Origin of the sequence: Bartonella sp. B10834G3, assembly GCF_016102505.1 — a bacterium.
GTDB classification, from domain to species: Bacteria; Pseudomonadota; Alphaproteobacteria; order Rhizobiales; family Rhizobiaceae; genus Bartonella; species Bartonella choladocola.
Map to the genome: position 1 here is coordinate 161,868 of NZ_JACFOM010000001.1, position 15,072 is coordinate 176,939.

9 protein-coding genes are annotated in these 15,072 nt (G+C 45.7%); 4 read left to right on the forward strand and 5 right to left on the reverse strand.

Annotated elements, in window-relative coordinates:
- Positions 1 to 38: 38 nt before the first annotated feature.
- The 5 genes from der to H3S94_RS00755 all read right to left on the reverse strand — a co-directional run bounded on the left by der (position 39) and on the right by H3S94_RS00755 (position 6,668).
- A complete protein-coding gene (gene der / locus H3S94_RS00735; RefSeq protein WP_198230752.1) occupies positions 39 to 1,466 on the reverse strand; it encodes a ribosome biogenesis GTPase Der in 1,428 nt (475 codons plus the stop codon).
- 3 nt (positions 1,467 to 1,469) lie between these two features.
- Positions 1,470 to 2,141 carry a tetratricopeptide repeat protein gene (locus tag H3S94_RS00740; RefSeq protein WP_198230751.1) on the reverse strand — a complete coding sequence of 224 codons (672 nt, stop codon included), beginning with the start codon at positions 2,139 to 2,141 and terminating at the stop codon, positions 1,470 to 1,472.
- 96 nt (positions 2,142 to 2,237) lie between these two features.
- Positions 2,238 to 3,392, reverse strand: a complete 1,155-nt coding sequence (locus H3S94_RS00745) for an aromatic acid exporter family protein (protein WP_077991338.1) — start codon at positions 3,390 to 3,392, stop codon at positions 2,238 to 2,240.
- Positions 3,389 to 5,161, reverse strand: a complete 1,773-nt coding sequence (locus H3S94_RS00750; RefSeq protein ID WP_198240012.1) for an SLC13 family permease — start codon at positions 5,159 to 5,161, stop codon at positions 3,389 to 3,391. Before H3S94_RS00750 ends, H3S94_RS00745 begins: the two co-directional genes overlap by 4 nt.
- 76 nt (positions 5,162 to 5,237) lie before the next feature.
- Complete coding sequence (locus tag H3S94_RS00755) at positions 5,238 to 6,668, reverse strand: DHA2 family efflux MFS transporter permease subunit (protein ID WP_198240013.1); 1,431 nt, start codon at positions 6,666 to 6,668, stop codon at positions 5,238 to 5,240.
- A 201-nt stretch (positions 6,669 to 6,869) separates the two neighbouring features.
- On the opposite strand from H3S94_RS00755, the gene H3S94_RS00760 reads away from it, so the two are divergent.
- The 4 genes from H3S94_RS00760 to nhaA all read left to right on the forward strand — a co-directional run bounded on the left by H3S94_RS00760 (position 6,870) and on the right by nhaA (position 14,794).
- A complete protein-coding gene (locus H3S94_RS00760) occupies positions 6,870 to 8,585 on the forward strand; it encodes a SulP family inorganic anion transporter (protein WP_198240014.1) in 1,716 nt (571 codons plus the stop codon).
- Between the two features lie 741 nt (positions 8,586 to 9,326).
- On the forward strand, positions 9,327 to 11,375 hold the full coding sequence (locus tag H3S94_RS00765) for a hypothetical protein (protein WP_198240015.1): 2,049 nt from the start codon (positions 9,327 to 9,329) through the stop codon (positions 11,373 to 11,375).
- A 15-nt stretch (positions 11,376 to 11,390) separates the two neighbouring features.
- Positions 11,391 to 13,088 (forward strand): hypothetical protein, encoded by a 1,698-nt coding sequence (locus H3S94_RS00770; protein WP_198240016.1) that lies wholly within the window; start codon positions 11,391 to 11,393, stop codon positions 13,086 to 13,088.
- Between the two features lie 347 nt (positions 13,089 to 13,435).
- Complete coding sequence (gene nhaA / locus H3S94_RS00775) at positions 13,436 to 14,794, forward strand: Na+/H+ antiporter NhaA (RefSeq protein WP_198240017.1); 1,359 nt, start codon at positions 13,436 to 13,438, stop codon at positions 14,792 to 14,794.
- The last annotated feature ends 278 nt before the right edge of the window (positions 14,795 to 15,072 follow it).

Genomic DNA, 15,072 nt, shown 5'->3' on the forward strand with positions numbered 1-15,072 from the left:
CTGAATAAAGTACAAACGGAATTTTTTTTAAAAACGACTCACCGTTTTTTAGCCCGTCCGGCAAATGGATTGTCGGAGGTTGTCATGGTCAACCGTATTGGAACACCGGGCATATCGAACGAATCGCGCAAGCCGTTTATAAGATAGCGCAAATAGGATTGCGGCATTGCTTCCGGTCGCGAGCAGGAAATAACAAAAACCGGTGGGCGGGTTTTAATCTGGGTGATGTATTTGACCTTCAAACGCCGCCCTGAAACGGCTGGAGCCGGATGATAGGCGGTAATTTCCGCAAGCCACCGGTTAAGCTTGCCGGTCGACACACGCCGGTTCCAGATACGGTGGATCATCTCGACATTTTCCATAAGCCGATCAATCCCTTCGCCCCGTTCACCGGAAACCGGTACTGCTCTCAATCCACGGACTTGCGGCAGAAGGCGGGCGCATTCTTCGTGTAATCGGGCAAGTGTTTCCTGCCGGTTGTCGATCAAATCCCATTTGTTGAAAGCGATGACGGGTGCACGCCCTTCCCGTATAACAAGATCGGCAATCTGCAAATCCTGTTTTTCAAACGGAATAGTTGCATCAAGAACAATAATGACAACTTCTGCAAAACGTATTGCACGCAAAGTTTCTGCAACAGAGAGCTTTTCGAGTTTTCCTTCGACTTTCGATTTTCGACGTAAACCTGCCGTGTCAAAAAGCTTGATTTGCCGCCCTCGCCACTGCCAATCAACAGAAATAGAATCACGGGTTATTCCCGCTTCCGGACCTGTCAGCAACCTGTCTTGTCCAAGCATTGAATTGATAAGGGTGGATTTGCCCGCATTGGGGCGACCGACAATTGCAATCCGCAAGGGTTTTGTCGGATCATAAGCCGGCTCTTCCGCCTCCGGATCGTCAATTTTCTCGCCAAATTCGTTGTCGCTTTGCCGGTTTTCCTTGCCCGTTTCTGTCCGGTCGAAAGCTTTTTGCCTGCCAACGGCAGCAACAATAGCGTCTCGCAAATCCTGCAACCCCAAGCCATGTTCGGCAGAAATCGGGCAAGGCTCGCCAAGGCCGAGTGACCATGCTTCATAAAAGCCTGCCGTTGCCTGTTTCGATTCCGATTTGTTGGCAACGAGCACAATCGGCTTACCCGACTTGCGAACAAGCGAAGCAAAATTCAGATCGCTTGATGTCATGCCACTTTTCGCGTCAAGTACAAAAAGGATAAGATCGGCCTCATCGATTGCCGCTTTTGTCTGGGCGCGCATACGCCCTTCCAGACTATCGCTTTTTGCTTCTTCCAGACCAGCCGTATCAATGACATCGAAACGCAAATCCATCAAACGCGCTTCATGACGGCGACGATCTCTCGTGACGCCTGGCGTATCATCCACAAGAGCCAATCTTTGTCCGACAAGGCGATTGAAGAGTGTGGATTTGCCGACATTCGGGCGGCCTACAATTGCAATGGTCAAGCCCATTTTTTATTCCTTGGCAATAGCACCGGAACCTTGCATAAGCTCAAGCATGAGACGCGAACGCTCTGTTGCCTTGATTCCGTCAAGTCTCTCATCGACGATTTTCTGGAAATAATAATGTGCTTCATCCATTTTTCCAGCTTTATAGGCCGAAAGCCCCAAAGCCTCACGCGCCATTATGCGAGTAGGGTCAACATCGGTGGCAAGATCTTTGACGCGTTTCTCGACATCCTCGAACGAGCCGCTATCCACCAGAATATAAGCTGCGCGGATCTTTGCCACTTTTTGTATCATTTCCGGTGCATTTTTATTGTCGGCTATCCGGTCAAATTCTGCTACCGCTGTTTCCGGATCACCCTGTTCCATGTAGATCGAAGCTTTTCTCAATCCGGCCAACAGGGGATAATCTCCGAAACCCGATTTTTCGACGTCATCAAGTTTTTGCAAGGCTTCGTCAAAACTTTGCTCATTGCCAAGATCGAAACTTGCAAGAAATGTATCGCCGATATGACCGGCCTTCGAGGTCTGCCAATGGTCGTAAATCTGATAGACACCCGTTCCCAGCACGAGAAGAACAGCAGCCAGAATTAGATAAGGCCCATAATTCCCCCATAAGGCTTTGGCCTTTTCCTGACGGATTTCTTCATTGACCTCACGAATAAAACTTTCATCCGACATTATTTTTTCCTGTCAAAAAAAGGGGTTTTAGGGCTTTTAAGCATAATTTGGCAAAGATGGTAGTCCTTATCACAAAAAAAGGACAGAATAAGTCGATTATAGGGGTGTTTTATTGCTTTTTTCGTCCTCTTCAGCAGAGAGAAGCGTTTCTTCGCGTTTGCGTTCTTCAATCTCTTTTCTGACTGCATCCAGAATCTGCTTTTTTCTGTAAGCGGCAAGACGGTGTTTGCGTGTCCGGCTTTTATAGAATCGGGCGAGCGTTGTTTCTACCATTTCAATGTCGATAACACATTCACGCCAAGTAAGCGAAGCTTCGGCTCTGTCAGAGCGATCAGGAAAAACAAATTGTTGCCCCGAATTTGCTTCTCCCGCAATGAAACGGCAATTCTTGACAATAAGCTTCAAGGCTTCCACCAGCCAATCGGGCGGTGGCTCCCGTCCTTTTCGTATAGCGTTGACCATTGCTTCGCAAAACAACAAGGACGAAGCGTAAAGTCTGATACCCGACTGGTCATAACGTGCCGAGAGCGAAGCAACCTCGCGCGACGAAAATCGGCCGCGCAATGTCCATCGTGCATTGGATCTTGTAACGTCAATTGCGCCTATCAATCCGATTAACGCCGAATGGGTACGACTACAACTCTTCATTGCCTTGATTGCTGCGGCAACATCATTCCGCTCAAGTGCGTCGGTTGCAAGAGTATAATTGAGAGCGACTTCCTTGAAAAAACGTTCCACCGCCGAATGCAGTGTTTTCAAAGGATCGGGAGTGAACAGAATCTGGCTGAAGACAAGACCTATCGACGTACCCACCGCAACATCGATTGCCCGCGTCCAACCGGCGACATCCGCCCCCAGAGCAAAAACCATGACCGCCGAAATACCGGCTTGGATAATAATGGCCGGAACGATCGAATAAGCCGAAGCAATCGTCATTCCTGCAAAACCCACAATGGCAATACGAACTTCGGTCGGCATCGGCGGCAATAACAATGTCAGTTCGCCGACAGCGACACCGGTCAAGACACCAGCCAATACATAGATCGCCTGCCGCCCATGACTCGGAATTCCCGGTGCAAGGCAGATAAGAGCCGTCATTGCAGCATAAATTGGATGTTCGTGATCGAGGAAATGAAAGGAAACAAACCATGCAAGTCCGGCAGCAAGACCTGCACATAAAGCATCTTTCCAGCTTGCCTGAACCTGGTTGAACGCCTGCCGGAGTTTGATTCTGAAACCGGTTGTCATCATGTCAGTGGCCACACCCACATCAACATAGGAACAGAAACCACCGCAATCAGAATACTCAATGGCGCGCCAAGTCGCGGATAATCGCTGAAATAATATCCCCCCGGCCCCATAACCAGCATATTGCATTGATGACCGATGGGGGTGAGAAAATCACACCCCGCACCGATGGCAACAGCCATTAAAAATGCTTCCGGTTTGAATTGAAGCGATTCGGCAAAGCTTGTTGCAATCGGTGCCATCACCATAACGGTCGCAGCATTGTTGAGAAATGGTGTAACCAGCATAGCCGCAACGAGAATAACTGCCAAAGCACCCGAAGGTGGGAGCGAGGAGGCAAACATACTTAACCAATGGCCGATAATTTTTGTGCAACCGGTTTTTTCCAAGGTCTCGCTTACCGGAATAAGGGCTGCCAGCATGACCAATATTTGTCCGTCAAGAGCCTGATAGGCGTCACGCGCGGGTATAACACGAAAAACGATCATGGCAGCGGCTGCGGCAAAAAAAGCAAGAGCAACAGGAACAATCTGCAAGGCGGTTGCTACAATCGCGATAAACAGAATGGTAAGTGGCACCAAGCCATGACGCAGACTACCGAACATAATATTGCGTTTGGCGAGTGGAAGACATTTCAGTTCCTGTAAAAGATCGGGAATAATATCGTCCCGCCCTTGCAATACAATGACATCCCCAAGCCGGAAGACAATATCACCGAGGCGCTGTCTTACGCGTTCCTGCGGCCTGCTCAGAGCCAGAAGATTGACATCGTAGCGATCAAACAGATTGAGCCGTTTGGCATTAATGCCAATGAGAGGCGAATTGTCTGTAACGACCGCTTCAACCACATCTATCTGGCGCAATTTGTCACCTGTCTGGACATCGCGACCTTTGGCAATATCGAGTTTTGCCGTATTGATAACCGAATCAAGCCCGCCATGTGTGCCTTCAAGAACCACCGTGTCTCCTTCAGCAAGTAAAAAATCCGGAAGCGGTGAAATAAGGTTCTTGTTTCTTATAATTTGTAGAACCATTGCATCGCCGCCCGCCGGTTTGACAAGATCGGAGATCTGTTTTCCAATGACTGTCGAGCCGGTCACCACACGTGCTTCCGAAATATAGTCACGATTGGCCAGACTACTGTTTGTCGAGACAGTTTTTCTCGCTCGCGCCGGCACCAGCCATGAGAAAAATACCAGATAGAGAACGCCTACAGCCGCAACGGTTGCACCCACCGGTGTAAAATCGAACATCGTAAACGATTTGCCGACAAGATGTTCCCGCATGGCAGAAACAACCACATTCGGCGAGGTTCCTATCTGTGTCATCAGCCCTCCGAGCAAAGCACCAAATGACATAGGCATAAGGAAAACCGAAGGCGAAACATTGGAACGGCGGGCAAATTGGAAAGCAATCGGCAGCATAATTGCCAAAGCGCCGATATTTTTCACAAATGCAGATAAAATTGTGACCACGATAACGAGAAAACAAAGTTGCAGACGCACCGATTTCACATCCGGCCAAACACGCTGGATAATAAGTTCCATTATTCCGGAACGTGCAACACCGGCACTTACCAACAGGGCACTTCCAACAATGATAACAATATCATCACTGAACCCCCTGAAAGCTTCTTTAGGGCTTACAATACCGACAGCGCAGGCAAGCAACAACGTCAACACCGCCACCACATCATAGCGGAACCGGTCCCATATGAAGACCGCCATCATGAGACCAATAATGGAAAAAGCCATAACCTGATCTGTTGTCATAATGAAATGCCGCCCACCTTCTTGTTGTTCTATTTTGCCAGCCTGTTCTGGAAGACGGCTTATGGCTTTTTTAAATCTAGCTCTTCACATGTCCGGCGACAAGATCCCCCGCGTCGCGTTTTAACCGCAACAATCCCCATAATGGCAAGAGACTGATAAAAGCAACGATATAAAGTGCCATTTTGAACGGTTGAAGGGACATCTCGAGTTCGGCGCCGGTTATTGCAACGCCTGCTCGCAAACATATTGCACCCAATGCAATTCCAAGACCGATACCCAATTGAAAAACTGTTGAAAACAGTGTGTTGGCACCGTTCATTTCCTCGCCCGGAATATCGGCAAATGCAATTGCATTCAAAGCTGTGAACTGGATAGACCGGAACACGCCACTTAACGTAAGCACGGCCACTATAAGTGAAACCGGCATATCACGGGAAAAGGTTCCGCAAAGGGCAAGAAATAACGCATTGAGCAGACAATTGACAACAAGTGTATGTTTGAAACCGAAATAGCGCATAAGGGGCGTTGTAAATGGTTTGACTGCGAGAGTACCGATAAAGATCGGCATTAACAGAAGTCCCGCCCCGGTCGGGGTATATCCCATCGCCAATTGGGCCATCAACGGCAGAATAAAGATGACAGCATTGGTTGTCATCCTGAAACCTGTCCCGCCATAGATCGACACGGCAAATGTTTGATAAGAAAGAGCTTTTAACGAAACCAGCGGTGCCTTGACATGCTTGAGATGGAAAATACTCCACAAAAGCAATGTCACACCAATAGCAAAACAAGTGATAACAAGCGGTGTGAGACCATGGCTATCACCGATTTTTTCTGCGGCAAAAAGCAAGGTCACCAGTCCTATGCCTGTAAGCAGGAACCCCATAAGATCGAACGATCGCGGTGCTTTACTTTTTTCATCAGGGAAAATTTTCAAACTGAAAAGAAGAATAATAAAACCTAACGGAATATTCAGATAAAAAATAAGGTTCCAGTGGAAATGCTGGGCGATAAAACCACCGAGCGGCGGCCCCAAAATCGGCGCTACAAGCCCTGGCCAGGTGAGCAGTGCAATAGCATCGACAAGCTTGTTCTTCGGGGTTTCGCGCAAAACGACGAGGCGACCGACGGGAACCATGAGTGCACCACCTATGCCTTGCAGGATGCGGGCACAGATAAAAAAAGTCAAATTGGAAGATAGCCCGCATAATAAAGACGCAAGCGTAAAGATGAGAACAGCTAATGAAAACATAGCGCGCGAACCGAACCGGTCTGTCAGCCAACCACTTGCGGGAATAAAAACGCCAAGTGTCAACATGTAAGCGCTCATGCCGGTGTTGATATTGACCGGATCGGTACGAAAAGTTTCCCCCATTTGCGGCAAAGCTGTTGCAATAACTGTCGCATCAAGATTTTCCATAAAAAATGCAGCAGCTACGAGAATTGCAACCCATCGCGCAAGGCTGACATTTTCCGCGCCAATTTTTTTATCGTACTCTTCTGCCATAGGCATAAAGCTCACTGTTCTATTATTCTTGCTTCGATATTATTGCTGCTGCGATGATAATGAAGAGATAATTATTTTCTACTCCAACAGGCTATAAAATTTATGTGAGAGCGGCTTTATTCTGCTTGAATAAAGTAGATAGACCAGACCATCCATGCTATTAGTCCTGAATTACTTTTCGGGGTTCATTTGTGTTAAATCATGGTGCGATCAAAAACGGCTGTCGACAAAATATCTTTTAGCGAGCTTTTCCAGCCAAAGCTTGTAACAGTCTTACGCGAAGGTTATCATTTTGTTGATTTGCGTGCTGACATTATTGCCGGTCTGACTGTTGCCATCGTTGCCCTGCCTCTTTCAATCGCAATCGCCATTGCATCGGGTGCATCACCGGTACAGGGATTATACACCTCGATCGTGGGGGGATTTTTCATTGCCCTTCTTGGCGGCAGCCGTTTTCAGATCGGTGGTCCCGCCGGTGCCTTTATTATCGTTGTTTCAACGACCGTCGCCGAACACGGCATGGACGGGCTGTTGCTTGCAACATTGATGTCGGGATTGATGCTTATGGTGCTCGGCTATCTCCGGCTTGGTACTTATATCAAATTTATTCCCTATCCTGTCACGGTAGGATTTACCGCCGGTATTGCTGTCATTATTTTTTCAAGCCAGCTTATCAATATGCTCGGACTTGAGCTTACCGAAAAAGAGCCGGGACCGATTTTGGAAAAATTGCCGGTTATCTGGAATCATATCGGAACTTGTAGCCTGCTTTCGATCAGTTTTTGTGCAGGAACAATCATATTTATCTCTGTCCTGAAAAAACTGTGTCCGAATTGGCCGGGCATGGTGCTTTCAATCATTATTGGTGGTGCTGTCACAGCCTTTTTCAATCTTGATGTTGTCACTATCGGTTCAAAATTCGGCACAATGCCTTCGACGCTCCCGTCTCCGCGATTGCCGGATTTCAGTTTCGAGAAGATTCAAGCTGTTTTTCCGAATGCCATGACATTTACATTGCTCGGTGCGATTGAATCCCTTTTATCGGCAGTTGTTGCCGACGGTATGACCGGCCGACGGCATCGCTCGAATTGCGAGCTGGTGGCCCAAGGTGTCGGAAATATCGCTTCGGCCTTTTTTACCGGCATTTGTGTGACGGGTGCTATCGCACGCACAGCCACCAATATCCGCGCGGGTGCAAGAAGCCCTGTAGCCGGTATTTGTCACTCGATCTTTCTGCTTTTATTCCTTGTTATATTGGCTCCCCTTGCAAACTTCATTCCATTGGCGTGCCTTGCCGGAATTCTTGCCATTATTTCGTGGAATATGATTGACAAACGTGCCATTCTACTTCTTCTCAAAGCATCTGCGGGCGATGCTGTTGTCCTTCTTGTTTCGCTATCATTGACAATATTCCGCAATGTGACTGAAGCCATCATCATCGGCTTTGCTTTGGGCGCATTATTATTTATCCATCGCATGTCGAAAGCTGCAAGCGTCACAACAGACCGGCCGCTGGTTGCCGAAGACATGGCCGATGTTACAAAACAACCGGTTGACAACTACGAAGGCGAAATATCGAAAAATAGCCATACGGTTATCTACCATATTTCCGGTGCATTCTTTTTCGGTGCGGCAGCATCCATCGGTTCTGTTCTTGATCGCATCGGCGACAATTATCGCACGATGATTCTCGATTTTGCCCAAGTGCCTTTTCTCGATGCAACAGGCGCAAATACCATTGAAAGTCTGGCTGAAAAAGCTAAAAAACAGGCCATTACCCTTGTTATTTGTGGAGCTTCCGAACAGGTTCTGAAAGACCTTATTTCACACGGGATCAAGCCACCTTCGGTTCACCTTGAAAAGAATTTGGAGAAAGCGGTAAAAAAATACATTAAACCCGAAGGCGTTATTGCCTGAGCTTCAAAAACATTTGCCGTTTATTCATGCAAAACCTGATGTTTCATTGTTTTTCGCTTGCCTGATAATCGCTTTAATCCGGTGTTCCCGAATAAATCATATGAATTATGACCAAGGCGGGAGCGAATGTATCAACGAAGTCCATCGCGTTTGGGCCGGTTTTTAACAAGTGGCATTTTTAACAAGTGGCATCGTTGTTGCCGGAAAAATTCCGGTTATTGTGGTAACCCCGATTATTTTTGAATTGCTTGGTAAATTGACTTCTCGAAGTTTGGTCAGTCCATTTTCTATAGCAGTCAACGATAACTATTCCTTAGAAAGAAAAGACCAGAACAGAATAGCCGGTCATTAAACAGAAAATGTCAAGATATTCGTTTGAATAGGCCTTTCTAAGAACGGTTCCTTTATGGTTTATAGCCAAAGAGCAATTAATAAATTTTGTAATTAAGCTTCCTTTTTGCTGCCAGGAAAATAATTATTTCTTCGACAATATGTCAAAGAGCTTCGAGGATTAAAGTCTGGCTCTGCAACCGCAACTTCAAGCCCGAAACCGGTTCAACCATTCAAAATCCATTTCTTAAACTGCAATTGTCGGGCTAAGGTTTTAAAAAAGAACGAGACTCCGGCACTCGCTTATATTAAGGATTGTTCTGCCAGAAAAAAGTCGCGATTGTTTGGCATTAAAAGAAATGGGACAAGCCGTATTGCAACAAAACTTTGTGTCAATCGAGGGTGAATTCAATGAGTGAACAGACCGCAGATAAGACTATAAAAAAATCGCCTTGGAAAAAGATCATTACAGGCCTTGTTATTATTGCCCTTATTTGTGGCGGCTTTGTCTTTTATCTTGCACGCTCGGCACAAAAGCATGTTGAAAATTTTCTTAAAGCCAATGGTATCAGTGTCGGTTCACTTGACGTCAATTGGCGGCGTCATTTCACTGCCCATAATGCAAAGGTGAAACTCTCGTCCGAAGAAAGCCTGAACGTCGAAACAATCAATGGTGAGGTCAATTTTTCCGGTAAAACCAGTAAAAATCTGAAACTGGAAAACCTGTCTTATCATTTTGGCAAAACCGAAATCTCGGTTCCCGCGATGAGTGTGCAAAATTTCGCACTTAATGAAAAGACCGGCGCCAATAATGGAAATGTCGTTTTTGACGTTACAAATATTGCGGTAAAAAAAATTGTCGCCCCTTCAATGATTGTGACACGCAAAACCGGTAACGGTGGCGAGGCAATGACTTATAATAATGTTGTGTTCAACGATATTGACAAAGGAATTGTCAAAAAATTGACGAGCGATGGTCTTTCGGGCGAAGTCCGTTTGGCCGGTGAAAGTGATGCTTCTACGATCAATCGTATTATATCGACCAAAACCGGCAAGGCTGAAATTGACAATTTCAATATCGGTTATCTTGTTCGCTATTATAGCGAACCGTCTTCTGCTGGCGAAACAGAAAACCCGTTTAAAGACATAACGGGCAACTGGTCAGTTCAAACTTTGTCGATTGACGACGTTATAGATAACGAGAACGCCGGCAATACAACGATCGAAAAAATTTCCGGAACAAAAATTTCGGTGCGTCGACTGCCATTTTCCCTTTCGGAAATGGTCAAACAGCTTGACAATGCCGATAGCAATAGCAGCATCGGCAAATCTGATGAGGCAAGATTGCTCACCGAGAAACTTGCCGTTATCCCGTCTATCGGCTTTGCCGATATACATTTGACCGGACTCGCTATAAAACACCCCGATAGCAGCGCAAATGTTCAAGACAGCTCTTTTACTTACAATAATGGCAAATTCGACATCGCGTTGAAAGGCATAAAAACCATAGACAGAGACAACGAGACAGCAACGCTTGACGATTTTTCAATCTCGCAACTGCGTTTTCCTCATATTAACGACATGCTGACCAAATTGGACAAATTGGACAAAGGCGATTTTGATAGTATCAGCCGTGTTTTCAAAGCTTTTCTTCAAAGTGAGAACCTTCCTTTGATGCCGCAATTCGACACTATTCACCTGTCCGGTTTTTCATTATTGCCTCCGCCTTCGGAAAACGGCTCTGACAACTCGCCTGTCACATTCAATTCTCTGGACGTGAAAGCGAATTTCAGCTTGGGAGCCATTCCGACATCACTGAAAATAGACTGGAAAGGGTTGCAAGGCTCTGCGGCAGATTGGGATAAGAAATTCCCCATTTTAACCGAGTTAGGCTTTTCTAAAACAACAAACAGTGGATTGCTCAGTCAGCTCGGCTATAAGACAATATCAGAGGATTTTATTTTTGATGGTTCATGGAACGCCGACAATGAAACTCTTGATATTAAGGAGTTGACTATGGATTATCCCGACATAGGACGTTGGTCTCTTAAAGGCTCGTTCGTCAATGTCGATCCGGCATTTTTCTCGGATAATGTTATGACTATTGCCGCGGCAGGTCTTGTCATACATGCAAAGAGCATGGACTTGACCGTAAACGCTGATAATTTTCTTGATCGTTTTGCAAAATTTTATGATGCGAATACAGGCGAAAAATTTGCTGACAAACGCAAGGAGGCGGCTGTCAAAACCAGGTTGGCTGTTGCAATTTTCCTCGGTGCGGAAAATTCACAAAAATTTGGCGAAGCAGTGCAAAACTTTTTAGAAAGCGGTGGAACTTTGAATATCCATGCTAAAGCAAAATCCGGACAAGGTGTCGGATTGGCAGACTTTTTAGCGGCTCGAATTGCGCCGTTGAGCCTGTTCGACAAGATCGACTTGAGCGCAGACGTACAACATTAAGACTGGAAGAAAAGAATGGCCAATTTCGGTGGCTGGTTGATAGCAACACTCAAACGCTGGTTAATTTATATTATCGGAGGCGTGGTCATTCTGGCCATATTGGCTGTCGGCGCTTTTTATATGGCAGCTCCTTACCTCAACAGCTTTGTCAAAGACGAGATGGTAAAACATGGTGTCAAGGCCGATCAATCGGAAGTGACAGTTGCCGGTAATGTCAACCTCAAAAATGTGACACTTCCGGTGCCTGAAGGCGTTACGCTTAAAATCGGTGCCATTTCCGGTCGTCCGCCGGTTGGCTTTGTCCCCGGTTCATTCACGATCTACAATATCGACTTGAAACGAGAGAATATTCACGTCGAAATTCCGGAAGTGACTCTCAGTGGCATAACCCTTAAAGACAAGGATACATCAATCGAATCCCATGTTTTACAAGCCCTGAAGAGGGTTGATGTATCATCCGTTAACGCGCCGAACATAGAAGTATCTCTTGCCAATCCCAACGGCGAGACAGAAAAACTGGACATTAAGGGCTTCTGGCTTTCAAATTTGAAGGCAGGCAATATCGGCTCTGTCGGCATTGACGGCATGAGCACCAATGTCGGTTTGAAAAATTCCGATACAAATAGCGCCGACGGTCTTCGCCTTATCGGCAAAAGCAATGCCATGCGGGCCGATGACATTGATGTCGGTTACGCCTATTCGATCCTCGCCGGAAAGATCAAACCCGACAAGGTGGGGCGGACGGTCTTCGGTCCTGTCGAATTAGGCGATATTGCAATTGATGTGTATGAAGGCACAAACCGCAATGCGCATTTTTCACTCGACAAGTTTAAAACCAACGGCTTGAAGATGCACCCGATGCAGGACGTACCGGAAACTCTGGCCAGAACCTATCTTGAAGCCAAGAAGAGCGGGGATGAAAAAAATGAAAAGGCGGCAAGAAACGCACTGCTTGTAACACTTGTTTCGGCAATAACTGCCATTGATGCTGAAGTTGAAAAAGCTGATATTGATTTGCCGAAAATCAAAGCAAGCCTCAATTCATTTCAACTTCTACCACGCGAATGGAATCAGCCGGTTCCCGAAAGTCTGCTTGTGTCGCTCAACGGCCTTTCGCTCAACACATCCGAAATGCCGCAAAAAGATTTTGAAATTTTGAGAAATATGGGCTTCAAAACACTGGATCTTTCTGGAAAAATTGATTTTTCCTATAATTCCAGAGGCAAAACGCTTGCTTTGAACGATCTTTCTTTCACTGCTAACTGCATCGGTTCGGGGCAGATGTCGGCAACAATCATCAATGCCGAACCCGCATTGTTTTCCGGTGATAAGGATGCGTCCCTTGACGCCGCAAACCGGATTGGCATCACCAAAGCTGATATGCGTTATTCCGATTTCGGCTTCATCGACAAATTGTTTACCTATCTTGCCCAGAATTTGAATGACAATAAACACGATCTCAAGCAGGAACTTTATGAAGACTTTTATGTCGTTATGACCAAGAGTCCGGCAATGCTTTTGAAAGATCATGATGAAGCACAAAAAATTTCATCTGCTTTCGGTGCTTTCGCTAAAAAACCCGGAACGCTTAAAATATCGCTTGAAGCCAAGGATAATAAAGGGCTAACGGCTACCGATCTTGAAACAGCCTTGCAAAACGATCTTGCAACTGCGCTCAACAAAGTAAACCTTACGGTAAAAAACGAAAACTGAAAGACCTAAATTCCGTTTTATAAAGGGGATCATATCCCCTTTATAATAATTTCATCCAATAATATTATTCTATATTTAATAAATACCCTCCGTTATTTTATTTTTGTTTATTTTTAAAATTTTATAAATTTTATTTATATAAAACAATTCATTATAATATACTTCAATAAATCGTTCAAAGATTGATAACCGGAATTTTATTCTGTTCTGACAAATGTCGGACAATAAAAAATAGAAGATTGTTATTGTAGTTTTCTGTCATTTTTATATAGTTGCCAACGGGTGTCCGATAAATTGTTTCGGGCAGGTTTCAAGCTGGTCGGGCCGCCAGCACATAGGAACTTGCCATGAATAATATATCCCGCCGCCTGCCTAACCGTGCCTCTGCTATTGCCGAAAAAATATTTTCAGCCTGTCGCAATTTTTTTCATATTGAAGCGATGGCGGGCGTTGTTCTCGTTATAGCAACATTTGTCGCTCTTTTGCTTGCCAATTCGACTTATGCGACCGCATATCAGAAATTCTGGCAACAAAAAATTTCGATAGAAGCTTTCGGATTTTCCTTCTCCAAAGACCTGCACTTTCTGGTGAATGACGGTTTCATGACGCTTTTTTTCCTTGTTGCAGGCATGGAAATAAGGCGGGAAATTCATGAAGGGGCCTTGAGCGAATTTCGTCAGGCTTTATTGCCCATCGTTGCGGCTATTGGCGGCGTTATAATACCGGCGATCATTTATTTTTCTACCAATCCTATGCCACCAACGAGCCATGGTTGGGCTGTGCCCACTGCAACCGACATAGCCTTTGCGATCGGCATTCTGGCGCTTTTGGGAAAATCGGTTCCAAACAATTTAAGAATCGTTTTGCTTGCGCTCGCCACGATTGACGACATTATCGCTATTTTGATTATCGCAATTTTTTATTCCGGCAGTTTTGGTCTCGCAGGTCTGCCATTTGCATGTCTTGCAATTATCATCATTGTTTTTTTGCAATGGATAGGAATAAATTCGGCACTGATTTATGTTCTTCCCGTCGGTCTCCTCTGGCTCGCACTGATGATATGCGGAATCCACCCTTCCCTGTCAGGTGTCATAGCGGGATTATTGACACCGGCACTTGCCCCCCGTTCACTGATTGCGCCTGTCAACCGAATGTCTTACGCTTTGGAGATATTGAAAAATGAAAACCCCCAAGACAGCGCTTTAAAGCGCCGTTTTGCTCTTCTTGAAATAGGCAAGAGTTTGGCAGCAATTGATGCGCCGGTATCAAGGCTTGTTCACGCGTTCAATCCTTGGGTTTCATTTCTCATTATGCCCCTCTTTGCGCTTGCCAATGCGGGTATCAATATTTCCGATGTCGATTTTGACAATCATTCTTCCTTTATCATTATGATTGGTATAGGGCTTGGTCTCCTTATAGGTAAACCGCTCGGCATTGTACTTTTCAGTTTCATTGCCGTGCGTTTTGGCCTTTGCCGCCTTCCGGCAGGAATAAATTGGCATGGAATGGCTCTCGTCGGATTATTGGGAGGAATTGGCTTTACCATGTCCATTTTTACCGCAACTCTGGCATTTTCCAACGCGGAACAATTGGAAGCGGCGAAACTCGCAATCCTTGGCGGGTCTCTGGTGTCGGCGGTTTTCGGACTGGCTTACGGCTTATCGCAAAAATGGCGCGCAACACATAAACCACGCAAAACCTTATGAAATCTCCTCACCCGAATTATCACAAAACTATTTGTTTTATGGAAGTTCAGGCGACAGCATTTTTATTCGATAGATTGTTCATTCAGGGCTTATTATTAACGTTCGCTCAAATCATTCACAGCGGTAACGTTACAAACTGGAACAGAATGGGGAACAATTTGACGGATTGAACCGGCTTTATCCGGCCTGATGCGGATATTACGGCGAATTATTGATGTCCGCTCGTCGTGACTTGCCGTTTTTCCTTTACTTCCCGCTTTTCACATCTATATTGATAA

Bases quoted from the DNA above. Each gene is read 5' to 3' on its own strand.
- der (WP_198230752.1), bottom strand. From the start codon at position 1,466: ATGGGCTTGACCATTGCAATTGTAGGCCGCCCGAATGTCGGCAAATCC.
- H3S94_RS00740 (WP_198230751.1), bottom strand. From the start codon at position 2,141: ATGTCGGATGAAAGTTTTATTCGTGAGGTCAATGAAGAAATCCGTCAG.
- H3S94_RS00745 (WP_077991338.1), bottom strand. From the start codon at position 3,392: ATGATGACAACCGGTTTCAGAATCAAACTCCGGCAGGCGTTCAACCAG.
- H3S94_RS00750 (WP_198240012.1), bottom strand. From the start codon at position 5,161: ATGACAACAGATCAGGTTATGGCTTTTTCCATTATTGGTCTCATGATG.
- H3S94_RS00755 (WP_198240013.1), bottom strand. From the start codon at position 6,668: ATGGCAGAAGAGTACGATAAAAAAATTGGCGCGGAAAATGTCAGCCTT.
- H3S94_RS00760 (WP_198240014.1), top strand. From the start codon at position 6,870: ATGGTGCGATCAAAAACGGCTGTCGACAAAATATCTTTTAGCGAGCTT.
- H3S94_RS00765 (WP_198240015.1), top strand. From the start codon at position 9,327: ATGAGTGAACAGACCGCAGATAAGACTATAAAAAAATCGCCTTGGAAA.
- H3S94_RS00770 (WP_198240016.1), top strand. From the start codon at position 11,391: ATGGCCAATTTCGGTGGCTGGTTGATAGCAACACTCAAACGCTGGTTA.
- nhaA (WP_198240017.1), top strand. From the start codon at position 13,436: ATGAATAATATATCCCGCCGCCTGCCTAACCGTGCCTCTGCTATTGCC.